11 protein-coding genes are annotated in these 11,007 nt (G+C 56.8%); 1 reads left to right on the top strand and 10 read right to left on the bottom strand.

Translation table 11 applies throughout. From position 1 onward, the window contains the following. On the bottom strand, positions 1-202 hold a 202-nt coding region (locus ACEWL3_RS07045; RefSeq protein ID WP_435000632.1), incomplete at its 3' end, for a DUF1153 domain-containing protein. 122 nt (positions 203-324) lie between these two features. Between ACEWL3_RS07045 and mnmA the strand changes: the two genes are divergently transcribed. Then, positions 325-1,467, top strand: a complete 1,143-nt coding sequence (gene mnmA / locus ACEWL3_RS07040) for a tRNA 2-thiouridine(34) synthase MnmA (RefSeq protein WP_386178542.1) — start codon at positions 325-327, stop codon at positions 1,465-1,467. A gap of 32 nt (positions 1,468-1,499) precedes the next feature. Here mnmA and lpxB read toward each other — a convergent pair whose 3' ends face one another. The 9 genes from lpxB to rseP all read right to left on the bottom strand — a co-directional run bounded on the left by lpxB (position 1,500) and on the right by rseP (position 11,006). Beyond that, positions 1,500-2,711 carry a lipid-A-disaccharide synthase gene (lpxB, locus tag ACEWL3_RS07035; protein WP_386178539.1) on the bottom strand — a complete coding sequence of 404 codons (1,212 nt, stop codon included), beginning with the start codon at positions 2,709-2,711 and terminating at the stop codon, positions 1,500-1,502. Beyond that, positions 2,648-3,448 carry an LpxI family protein gene (locus ACEWL3_RS07030; protein ID WP_386178536.1) on the bottom strand — a complete coding sequence of 267 codons (801 nt, stop codon included), beginning with the start codon at positions 3,446-3,448 and terminating at the stop codon, positions 2,648-2,650. Before ACEWL3_RS07030 ends, lpxB begins: the two co-directional genes overlap by 64 nt. Next, positions 3,445-4,227 carry an acyl-ACP--UDP-N-acetylglucosamine O-acyltransferase gene (gene lpxA, locus ACEWL3_RS07025; RefSeq protein WP_386178533.1) on the bottom strand — a complete coding sequence of 261 codons (783 nt, stop codon included), beginning with the start codon at positions 4,225-4,227 and terminating at the stop codon, positions 3,445-3,447. The genes ACEWL3_RS07030 and lpxA overlap by 4 nt, the downstream gene beginning before the upstream one ends. Beyond that, entirely contained in the window at positions 4,224-4,694 is a 471-nt protein-coding gene (gene fabZ, locus ACEWL3_RS07020) for a 3-hydroxyacyl-ACP dehydratase FabZ (protein WP_386178530.1), read from the bottom strand. The genes lpxA and fabZ overlap by 4 nt, the downstream gene beginning before the upstream one ends. Before the next feature lie 63 nt (positions 4,695-4,757). Further along, positions 4,758-5,363: an OmpH/Skp family outer membrane protein gene (locus ACEWL3_RS07015; RefSeq protein ID WP_386178527.1), complete on the bottom strand. Its 606-nt coding sequence runs from the start codon at positions 5,361-5,363 to the stop codon at positions 4,758-4,760. Continuing rightward, positions 5,335-7,599, bottom strand: a complete 2,265-nt coding sequence (gene bamA / locus ACEWL3_RS07010) for an outer membrane protein assembly factor BamA (protein ID WP_386178524.1) — start codon at positions 7,597-7,599, stop codon at positions 5,335-5,337. Before bamA ends, ACEWL3_RS07015 begins: the two co-directional genes overlap by 29 nt. A gap of 251 nt (positions 7,600-7,850) precedes the next feature. Beyond that, positions 7,851-7,976, bottom strand: coding sequence for a hypothetical protein (locus ACEWL3_RS07005; protein ID WP_302622749.1), 126 nt, complete (start codon positions 7,974-7,976; stop codon positions 7,851-7,853). Between the two features lie 137 nt (positions 7,977-8,113). Continuing rightward, positions 8,114-9,628, bottom strand: a complete 1,515-nt coding sequence (locus ACEWL3_RS07000; RefSeq protein WP_386178520.1) for a cryptochrome/photolyase family protein — start codon at positions 9,626-9,628, stop codon at positions 8,114-8,116. A 25-nt stretch (positions 9,629-9,653) separates the two neighbouring features. Beyond that, positions 9,654-11,006, bottom strand: a complete 1,353-nt coding sequence (gene rseP, locus ACEWL3_RS06995) for an RIP metalloprotease RseP (RefSeq protein ID WP_386178517.1) — start codon at positions 11,004-11,006, stop codon at positions 9,654-9,656. Between the last annotated feature and the right edge of the window lies 1 nt (position 11,007).

The following is an 11,007-nucleotide window of genomic DNA, read 5'->3' as shown; positions in this document are numbered from 1 at the left end:
CCAGAAACTCATCTTCGCTGATCTGGTAGCGTTCCAGCGCCTCGGCTTGGGTGATCAGGCCATAGACAACCCCCCGCACCACAGCAGCTTTGCGTGACGCAACCCAGCGGCGTGTCGTGGTATTTGGCAGATCACTGCGCGACATCACCGTGCCATCGGCAAGGGTCACAGAACGCGGTCCATCAACTTTTTTGAGATACATGAGCTTTTCCGGCATTATTTGACCCCAATCTGCATCCGCAGCCTTAATGCAAAGTGAAGCGCGCCCTTGTGAGTAGTTCGCATTTTCCTATATTCGCTCCTAACACCTCCCGGAGACATGACATGCCCCTAGACCACACACCCCCGCTCAATTCATTGGGCTTTGCAAAAGCGCCCGCCGACACGCGCGTCGTCGTGGCGATGTCGGGCGGCGTGGACAGCTCTGTAGTCGCCGCAATGCTCGCGGATGAGGGGTACGATGTGGTCGGCGTCACCTTGCAGCTTTATGATCATGGTGCGGCCTTGGCCAAGAAAGGTGCGTGTTGCGCCGGAATCGACATTCATGATGCGCGGCGTGTGGCCGAAGAAATGGGGTTTCCGCATTACGTGCTCGACTATGAAAACGTGTTTAAAGACGCGGTGATTGATGAGTTTGCGGACAGCTATCTGGCCGGTGCAACACCGGTGCCCTGCATCCGTTGCAATGAGCGGGTGAAATTCAAGGACCTGCTGGAAACGGCCAAGGATCTTGAAGCCGATTGTATGGCGACGGGCCATTATATTCAGCGCAAAATGGGTGATAGCGGTCCCGAACTGCACGCCGCCGCCGATGGCAGCCGTGATCAAAGCTATTTCCTGTTTTCAACCACCCCCGAACAGCTTGATTATCTGCGCTTTCCGCTGGGCCATCTGCCTTCCAAGGACGATACCCGCGCTTTGGCTGCGAAATACGGGCTGGGCGTGGCGATGAAGCCGGACAGTCAGGATATCTGCTTTGTGCCCAACGGCGATTATGCCTCTGTCATCCGAAAACTGCGCCCGGAAGCTGATGATCCCGGCAATATTGTTGACATGGAGGGCAACGTGCTGGCCCGTCATGAAGGTGTGATCAATTATACCATCGGTCAGCGCCGGGGCCTTGGCATTGGCGGGCTGGCTGACCCGCTGTTCGTCGTGAAACTTGACGCGGACCGCAAAGAAGTTGTGGTCGGTCCGAAATCCATGCTTGCCACCCGGAAAATTCCGGTCCGCGAGATCAACTGGCTTGGTGATGCTGCGCTGATGTCGCAATCTGAATGGCCGATTGCGGTGCGTGTCCGGTCCACCCGGCCACCACGCGATGCGATTTTGCGCCCGCTCACGGCCACCACTGCCGAGGTGGAATTGTTGACGCCCGAAGAAGGCGTATCCCCTGGTCAGGCCTGCGTGTTTTATGACCCCGACAGCACCCGCATTTTTGGCGGTGGCTGGATTCACAAAGGGTAAGTGTATTCCGCGCGGTCGGTGGGCTGCCTGACTTAGAGACGGGCCAGCACCGCTTTGGCCGCGCGCAGGCCCGGTGCCTCGCCACCCTGCCCCAACCGTTCCATTGTCATCGCCATCGCGGCGTTCTGGGCATCTGGATCGGCCAGGACCTTTGCCAAGCCGCCGGCAATCTGATCGGCGGTGCACTCTGGCCCCAGAAATTCAGGGACAACGCGGGTGTCTGAAACCAGATTGACCAGCGTTACCGTGTCAATCAAGGCCATCCAGCGGATGATCCGGAAGCTGAGCCAATGCATGCGATAGGCGATCACCATTGGCGTTGCGGATGCTGCAAGCTCAAGTGAGACCGTGCCGGACGCTGCCAATGCGACATCAGCGGCACGAAATGCCGCACGTTTTTGGGCCTTGGCCACTTCTGGCAGATGGTCACGCGGATCCAGAATGATGGGCGCAAAGGCCCAGTCTTTGGTAACCTCGATCACATCATGGACCACAGCGCTTGCGGCGGGGATGACCACCCGCATATTGGGCTTTTTGTACATCAGCTTTGCCACCGCTTCACCAAAGACCGCACCAAGCCGTGCCACTTCGCTGCGCCGCGATCCGGGCAGAACCAGCAGCATGGGTGCATCGCCTATTCCTAAGTCCGCGCGGAATGTTTTCGCGTCCAAATCACTGGCGACAGGTTCGGCCACAACCGGATGGCCGACAAAATCACATGCCATGCCAGCGGCTTGCATCAGAGGCGGCTCAAACGGGAACAGCGCCAGCACATGGTCGATGAAACGCGCCATTTTCTGCGCCCGACCGGGGCGCCATGCCCAGACGGTGGGTGCCACGTAGTGGACTGTTCTGATGTTACTTTTTTCCTTAACCAGCTTGGCGACGCGCAGCGAAAAATCGGGGCTGTCGATGGTGATCATGACATCGGGCTGCAGGGCCAGTACGGCATCCGCCGTCTGCCTGATGCGCGCTTTCAAGGCACGGTATTTTGGCAGGATTTCCGCCAACCCCATCACGGACAGTTCGGACATATCAAATCGACTGACCAGACCCTGAGCCGCCATGTCCGGTCCGCCGATCCCTTCAAAGCGCACGTCGGGCTGCAGCGTCTTGAGCCCGCCCATCAAGGCGCCGCCCAATCGGTCGCCAGAAGGCTCTCCGGCGAGAATGAAAATCTTCACCCCTCGCCCCCGCGCCGTGACCACAGGACCATACCGAACTGATCCGCCAGCGCTGTGCATTTGCCCGCTTCAAGAAGGATCACATCGCCCGCATCGATAATCACACCAACCAGACCGGCCGCGTGGGCCTGTTCAATGGTCGCGGGGCCGATGGTGGGCATATCGATCTCTCTGATCTGACCGTCCTTGGGGCCTTTGCACAGAATCGCTGAGGCACTGCGCGCCCTGTCTGGCAGGGTCGCCAGCAAATGTGCAGTTCCACCAATGGTTTCGATCCCCAGCACCTGTTCAGCCCCGATTACACATGCCTGTCCGATGTCCAGCGGTGCAAGGCCTGCCAACACCTGCTCGCCGCGCGCGGCATCGCGGCGCATCTGCGCGTCCGGCCATTTTTCCGACAACACGCCGGGCGGTGCCACCAGATCGGGAAGCAGTTGGTCCACTCCAACGACAGCGAATCCGGTCTGTTCAAAAATATCCTTGATCACCTGCAACGCGCCATTGTCACCCGCTGCCAGCGCTTCTTTGAGCATCGGGACCAGCGCTGCCGTCTCAGAATCCAGTTTCGCAGGATCAAATGTAGGGCGGTCGATCGCGCCACAAAAACACACTTGCGTTACCCCGCGCGCGCCCAGATCCAGTAGCAGCGACCCCAGCGTTTCAAGCCGGAAAGTCAGATCGGCTGTCAGATGATCAGGCTTGCTTTCGCCAAACACACAGATTAATGGCCGCTCTGCCTGAGCCTGAACAACTTGTGCGGGCAATGCACCGTTTCCTGCGATCAGTGCCAGGGTCATTTGGGGGTCAGGAAATGACGGCCTGTGTCGGCCATGATAAAATCAACAATTTCATGCACATAATCGCTGCTTGTCTCTTGGCCAAGGCGCTGTGCACGGTCATGGAACGTGCCTTCGCCCTGTGCCAGCATTTGAAACGCGGCCCGCAGTGCTGTGATGTCAGAGCGTGCCACACCGCGCCGTTTCAGACCGACGAGGTTGAGGCCATCCAGATCACCGCGCGGTGCCTGCACCAGCCCGTACGGGATCACATCATTTGTCACCATGGTCACCGCGCCGATGATGGCCCCATGCCCCACGCGCACCCATTGATGAATGCCCGACAGCCCGCCGATGATCACGTCATCCTCAATCACACAATGTCCGGCGATGGCCGCAGAGTTCACCACAATCACACGGTTGCCGATGATCGCATCATGGGCAATGTGGCAGCCAGCCATGAACAATCCGTCATCACCCACCGACGTCAAGCCGCCACCGCCTTCGGTGCCGCAGTTCATGGTGACATGCTCGCGGATGCGGTTCCGCTTGCCGATCACCAACCGGCTCGCCTCACCCTTGAATTTCAGGTCCTGAGGTATTTCACCAATGACCGCAAACGGGAAAATGACAGTACCCTCGCCAACTTCGGTCTGGCCAGAGATGACAACGTGGCTCTTAACAACCACATCCGCATGTATCACCACATCTGGCCCGATCACGCTAAACGGCCCAACGCACGCCGATGGATCCACCTGCGCGCCCGGTTCAATCACTGCTGAGGCGTGAATGTTGCTCATGCAGGGTCTTTTGGAAGGTCGAGCATCGCCATAAATTCGGCCTCGGCAGCCATTTCGCCATCAACAGTGGCAACGCCCGCAAAGCGCCAGACCTTGCCGCCCGCCTTGCCGCGCACGGTTTTCAGATCCATGCGCAGAACGTCACCCGGTACAACTTTGCGGCGGAATTTGCAGTTATCAATGGACATGAAATAGATCAGCATGTCGCGGTCCATCTGATCAAGGGCAACGCCCACCATCACACCCGCGGTCTGGGCCATCGCCTCGACAATTGTCACACCGGGCATGATGGGCGTGCCGGGGAAATGCCCCTGAAAGTGCGGCTCGTTCATGGTGACATTCTTATATCCGATGGCGGATGCGGTGCCGTCAATCTCTTCGACTTTATCGACCAGAAGAAAGGGATAGCGGTGCGGCAAAATGCGCTGGATCATCTGAATGTCGGCGCGCTTTTTTTCTTGGGTCATTGGCTGTCCGTCTTTTGCAATTATTTACAAATGGCTACCAATTCCGCAGCCTCGGGGCAAGCGTCAGGGCTTGGAAGTCGCCGTACCGCTGCCTATTGTTTCATTCAGCAATGCAATGGCATCATCTGTGATCTCAACCGCAGACGCACTGACAAATACGGTACGGCGGTCCAGAATAACGGCGGCCCCAGCATCGCGCATCAGCCTTTCCAACACGGGGGCCGCGGCGGTCAGAAACACTTCGCGTTCCTCATCCAGCAATGCGTTCAAGGCACGTCCCTTGGCGGCCTGTTCCTGACGTGTTTGTTGAACCTTCTTGTCGAATGCATCTGCCAGAACGCGAAAATCTTCTGGGGCCATATCGGCGCGCTGGGCGGTCAATGCCTTTTCTTCGGCTTCCAGATCAGTCGCGATCTGATCGTTTTCAGCGGCGAGTTTGTTCCCCTCGATCTCGATCTCCTGCGCGACTCGCAAGCCAAATTCGCTTTCCTGAAAGACCCGGTCAGAATCGATTGTCAAAATCGGGCTGCTCACCACGCCGCGTTCAAGCGGAATGTCGGTTTGGGATTGGGCAGAAAGAGGTGCGGCCCCAAAGAGGGCCAGCACCAGTATCACGATGGCACGCGTGCCGATCATCAGATCAGAACGTCGTGCGCAGAGTGACTTCAAAGCTCTGCTCTTTATCGAAGGTTTCGCTCTTCAACGCTTTTGAGAAATTGAACTGCAGCGGTCCCACAGGTGTGTCCCAGAACAATGACACGCCCACAACATGACGGAAAGAGCCGCTTTCACCAACGACGGTGCCAGTTACCGCACCGGTGTTCACATCGCTTAGATCCCACAAGTTCCCAACGTCATAAAAGAGGCCGCCATTGATCCCGTATTCCTCTGGCAAGCCCAGCGGGAATTCGGCCTCAAAGCGCGCCACAACATAGAGATTACCACCCAAGGGATCATCAAGTGTGCCACCTACCTCACGCGGACCGATGCCGCCGGGTTCAAATCCACGAATGTCGGACGGCCCAAGATTAAACCGATCCACAACGCGGTTGGTGCCGCTTTGCCATGCCAATGCGCCGCCTTCGAGCGTCGCGCGTAACGTCACATCTTCGTTAAAGATTTTCTTTTCGCCGGTGACCTTGGCCACCGTCTTGATGTATTTGTTGTCGCCGCCCAAACCGGCAAAGTCCTGCGAAAATTCAAGCAGAATACCGGACGTCGGATCAAGACCCGTTGTGCGCGTGTCATATGCGTAGGCATAGCCAAGCGACGACGAGGAAAGAGATCCTGCGTTGATATCGCTTTGAACAATTCCACCATTGGTCTGCGGAGCTGTACCATCGCGATCAACCAATTCAATATCCTGAAACGTGTATCGCAGAGACAGACGGCTGTTTTCGCCTATGGGGAATGTCAGACTAGGCTGAAAAATGAACCGGTTTGAATCAAAGGACGCAAAAGACGAATTGGTTTCGGCATAGTCAAGGTTCAGACCAAGCGCAACATCGCGCCCCAAAAGGCGCGGCTCAACGAAATTGATGCCATAGCGTGTTGCCTCTGACGCGGTTGAAACCGTGAGAGCCAATTTCTGCCCGCGTCCAAGGAAGTTGGATTCGGAGAAACTGACCGCCAGACCGATGCCGTCGTTGTTCGAGAATGTACCGCCAAAGTTCAGCGAACCTGTCGGTTTTTCCTCAACGTTTACATCGACGACAACCTGTTCGCTGCTGGATCCTTCGCGAGCGTTCACCTCTGCCGTTTCGAAATAGCCAAGGGCGCGAATCCGTTCCGCTGCCTGCCGGATTTCGCGTGGGTTGAAGGGGTCGCCCTCAACCGCATCAAATTCACGCCGGACGACACGGTCAAGCGTGGTTGTGTTGCCTTCGATGTCGATGCGTTCGACAAAGACCCGTGGTCCACGGCTCAGTACATATGTAATGTTCAGCGACAGATCACGATCGTTCCGCTCCACCCGCGGTTCAACACGCAAGAAATCCACTCCATCGCGGATTGCCTGACGTTCCAGGCGAGCGATATCGGCCTCAACCAGCGTGGGTGAATAGACCACGCCGGGGCGCACTTTTACAATCTCGCGATAGGTGTTTGCATCCACATTCGGCAGTTCTGAGACCAGATTGATCTCACCAAACTTGAATTGCTGGCCTTCGGTGATGTTGAAAGCGACAAAATAGCCGTCACGTTCTTCGGTCAGTTCAGCGTTTACCGCCGAGGTGCGCATATCGACATATCCGCGCGACAGATAGAAATCACGCAGCAGTTGCTTATCCACTTCGATGCGGCTTTCGACCAGCGTGTCGCGTTTGACCAGGCGGCGGAACAGTCCCGCCTGCTTGGTGTCCAGCACGCGACGCAGCCGGCGGTCCGAATAGATACGATTGCCCACAAAGCTCAGGCGTTCAATCTCGACGTTGTCGCCCTCAAAAATTTCAAACACCAGATCAACGCGGTTTTGATTGCGACGGATAACGCGGGGCTGCACACGGGCCGACAACCGGCCATCGCTGCTATAGGCCTCGGCAATCGCCGCGGCATCTGCCTCTGCCTGAGCAGGGTTAAAGACGCGCCGTTCGGTCGAGTTGATCAACCCTTCCAGCACTTCGTCCTTGATCCGTTTGTTGCCCTCAAACCGCACCCGATTCAGCGTGGGCAATTCTGTCACGGTGATGACCAGCGTGCCGCCACGCGGCTCGATGGCAACAGTTTCGAACAGACCCGAGTTTTGCAGGTTCTGATATGCGTCATTTAACTGACCACCACTGACCGGTGCACCGCGCCTGATTCCGGCTCTTGCCAGAATGGCACTGTCGCCGATCCGCTCGTTGCCATTGATCACGACGTTGTTGAACTGATAACTTTGCGCAAGAACTTGTGTGGCGGGTGCCATCCAAGCCGTTGACAACAGGGCACAAACAGAGACCCCGCGCATCAAGTTCGACAGTGTTTTCGTTATTGCCCGCTCGGAAGGCGCAGCGCCTTCAATCCTCAGCCCCATGGTTCTAACCCAATCTTAAGACATCATTGACGTCCTGAGTACGCAGGTTGTCGCCGTTTGTCAAAACCATCGGTGGTAAAAATTCACTACATAATGCAGTTATCTAACCCAGTTAGACATCATACAGTGGGTTGGCAGATCAATCAAAGAGATCCGACAAAGGCTCCTGCGGCCAGCGCAAAAGCAATCGTGGCCACATAAAGGACGCGATCCCAGTTGAGTTCCATCAACAGGCTTAGGCCCCGGTATGAACTTTGAATCGCTTGCATGTCGTGCTCCTTTGGCAACGCATCAAGTCCTAACAAAGGATTAAGGCACGAGTTTGACCAAATGTGGCCGCAATATGGCGATTGCGGATATTTGCCCAGGATAAATGATCGCTCTGCCGGTGCACCTCTCAGCGGTCCTAGACTGCGTCGCCCGCGTCCATCCGCGCCAGAAAACTGGCTGCATCTTGCAGCACCGTCTTTTGATGATCCGGCTTCATCCGGTCCCAGGTGCGGTACATGTTGCCCATCCGTGCGTTGCCTGAAAACCGGTCGCGGTGGCGGATCAGAAAATCCCAGTACAGCAGGTTGAAAGGACAGGCATCCTTACCGGTCTTGTCCTTGACCTTGTATCCACAGCTTTTGCAGTAATCTGACATGCGGTTGATATAGGCCCCTGAGGACACATATGGTTTCGACCCGACAATCCCTGCATCGGCATATTGGCTCATCCCGATGACATTTGGGGCCTCAACCCATTCATAGGCATCTGCATAAACCGCCAGATACCATTCATGCACCTGCCCCGGATCGATCCCCGCCAGCAGAGCGAAATTTCCGGTGATCATCAGGCGCTGGATATGATGGGCATAGGCGTCTGTTTTGGTCTGCTCAACCGTTTTGGCAACACAGTTCATTCCGGTGTCTGCGCCCCAAAAAAAGGCCGGCAGATCACGGGTGTGGCCCAGCACATTGCGCGACGTGTATTCCGGCCCTTGCAGGAAATAAATACCACGCATGTATTCACGCCAACCGATGATCTGGCGGATGAATCCTTCCACCGCATTGATCGGTGCGCGGCCCGCCTGATATTCGCTTTCGGCTGCGCGGCAGACTGCAAGAGGATCAAGCAGGCCTGCGTTTATGTAAAGGCCAATGACAGAGTGATAAAGAAACCTGTTCTCGTTGAGCATCGCATCTTGATAATCGCCAAAAAGCGGCAAGGCGTCCCGCAGCCACCGCTCAAAATGGCGCTGCGCCTGTGCGGTTTCAGTGGCAAACCACATTGGTTCAAGATCACCAAAATTCTTATCAAAACGCTGTGCGACAAGCGCCATCACATCCGGGTCAGGTTCAAACTGCATCGGGCCGAAATAGTGAATGTCCCTGGGCGCTGCCTTGCGGTTGTCATGGTCAAAGTTCCATTGGCCCCCGACCGGTTTGTCACCGTCCATCAACAACCCGGTCTTGCGGCGCATGTTGCGGTAAAACCATTCCATCCGAAGTTCCTTGCGGTCCTTCGCCCATACCTCGAACTCGGCGTGTGAGGCGATGAACCGTGTATCGGGCAGGATCGTTGTGTCCAGCGGCAAATCGTTCAAAGCCGCAATCAGCCGCCATTCGCCCGGTTCCGTCGCGATCACCGTACTGGTGCCATATTCTGCGGCCCTGCGCAGCAGCTCGCCGTTGATTGACCCGGTATTTTCAGGATCATCCAGTTTGGTGTAGACCACGGTCAAACCGTCCCTGCGCAGCTGCGCCGCAAATTTGCGCATCGCGGTCAGAACAAAGGCAATCTTCTTGGGGTGATGCGGCACATAGGTGGTTTCATCCGCGACTTCGGCCATTACGATAACGTCGCCTTGGGTGGCCTGTTCCAATGCCGAAAGCGTCGGTGTCAGTTGATCACCAAGAACCAGAATAAGCCGCGTCATGAGGTCCCTATTTTTGGCTTGCCCTTCATGGGCAGAATAAATCGTTCCCAAGCGCGAAGACCATCAGCATCAGCACCAGCGACACACCAACGGTCATCAGGACGCGCAAAGCACCATCGCTGGGTGGTTTGCCAGCCACAGCCTCATAAGCATAAAACACCAGATGCCCGCCATCGAGCGCCGGGATCGGAAAGAGGTTCAGCAGTCCGACCGCGGTGGACAAAACGGCGATGAAGTAGATAAACGACTGCGCGCCCTGGCTCGCCATGGCACCGGAAGTCTGTGCGATACCGACCGGGCCGGACAGATTGCAGGTGCTGATGTTGCCAACGATCATCTGTTTGAGACCAGACAATGATCCATCGATGATCCGCCAGGTGTTCGCCACGCCGCCCCAAAGCGCCTCACCCAGACCGGGTGCCGTGGTTGCAGCCTCAAAAGCCATCCCACCAGCAATGCCAATGCGCAGATTTTTCACAAAGCTGCCGTCGGGCTGCGGTTCATCCGTGGACTTGGGGATCATGGTAAACTCAAGGCTCTCGCCCGCCCGCCAGACGTTGAGCTGCAGCGCTTTTCCATCAGATGCCTCAACAGCGGTTTTCAATTGCTGAAAGGCAAAGATCGGCTCGCCATCCACGCCCGTAACGACATCGCCTGATTTGAGCCCCGCCTGATAGGCGGCTGATTGCGGCACGACCTGATTGACCAATGGTGGCAACAGATAGGGTCCATCAACGCTCAGAGCGGTGCCATCGCGCACCACGTCGTAATTGAGGACCTGCTGCTGTGGGATGCCTTCAATGAAAGCATTATAGGCCTCTTCATCGTCCATGCTGGGTGTGGTCACACCATTGATGCCCGCAATCTCATCTCCGGACTGCAGACCCTGTGCCGCATTGGGCAGTGGGCGCATTTCGCCGACAGTCAGCGGGTCTCGTGCCACGCCAACGGTAAGCGCGACTGCAAAAAAGATGATGATCGACAGGGCAAAGTTGAACACAGGCCCCGCCGCCACTGTCAGCGTGCGCGCCCAAAGCGGTGCACCGTGCATGGTGTGGCGCTTGGCCTCCGGGTCATCAGCAACAGCTGCCATTGCGGCCTCATCCTTGCCCGATGCGGCATTGGCGTCGCCTGCGAATTTCACGTAACCGCCAAAAGGCAAGGCAGCGATCTGCCAGCGGGTGCCGTGTTTGTCGGGACGCGACCACAGCACCGGGCCGAACCCCAGTGAAAACACGTCCGCCTTGATCCCTGTCCAGCGCCCGACGATGTAGTGACCGTATTCATGGATCGCCACGATGACCGACAGCGCGACCACAAACGCCAGCAAAGTCCAGATCAACCCGCCAAATTGCGGCAACAAACTCAAAATATCCAAA

The sequence above is a fragment of the Sulfitobacter sediminivivens genome (assembly GCF_042611115.2).
In the GTDB taxonomy this organism is placed as follows: domain Bacteria; phylum Pseudomonadota; class Alphaproteobacteria; order Rhodobacterales; family Rhodobacteraceae; genus Sulfitobacter; species Sulfitobacter sediminivivens.
The sequence above is the reverse complement of the archived record's forward strand: the minus strand, read 5'-3'. Positions and strand labels throughout refer to the sequence as shown.

Excerpts from the sequence above, each read along its gene's own strand:
- mnmA (WP_386178542.1), top strand. The coding sequence starts at position 325 with ATGCCCCTAGACCACACACCCCCGCTCAATTCATTGGGCTTTGCAAAA.
- lpxB (WP_386178539.1), bottom strand. The coding sequence starts at position 2,711 with ATGCACAGCGCTGGCGGATCAGTTCGGTATGGTCCTGTGGTCACGGCG.
- ACEWL3_RS07030 (WP_386178536.1), bottom strand. The coding sequence starts at position 3,448 with ATGACCCTGGCACTGATCGCAGGAAACGGTGCATTGCCCGCACAAGTT.
- lpxA (WP_386178533.1), bottom strand. The coding sequence starts at position 4,227 with ATGAGCAACATTCACGCCTCAGCAGTGATTGAACCGGGCGCGCAGGTG.
- fabZ (WP_386178530.1), bottom strand. The coding sequence starts at position 4,694 with ATGACCCAAGAAAAAAAGCGCGCCGACATTCAGATGATCCAGCGCATT.
- bamA (WP_386178524.1), bottom strand. The coding sequence starts at position 7,599 with ATGGCACCCGCCACACAAGTTCTTGCGCAAAGTTATCAGTTCAACAAC.
- ACEWL3_RS07005 (WP_302622749.1), bottom strand. The coding sequence starts at position 7,976 with ATGCAAGCGATTCAAAGTTCATACCGGGGCCTAAGCCTGTTGATGGAA.
- ACEWL3_RS07000 (WP_386178520.1), bottom strand. The coding sequence starts at position 9,628 with ATGACGCGGCTTATTCTGGTTCTTGGTGATCAACTGACACCGACGCTT.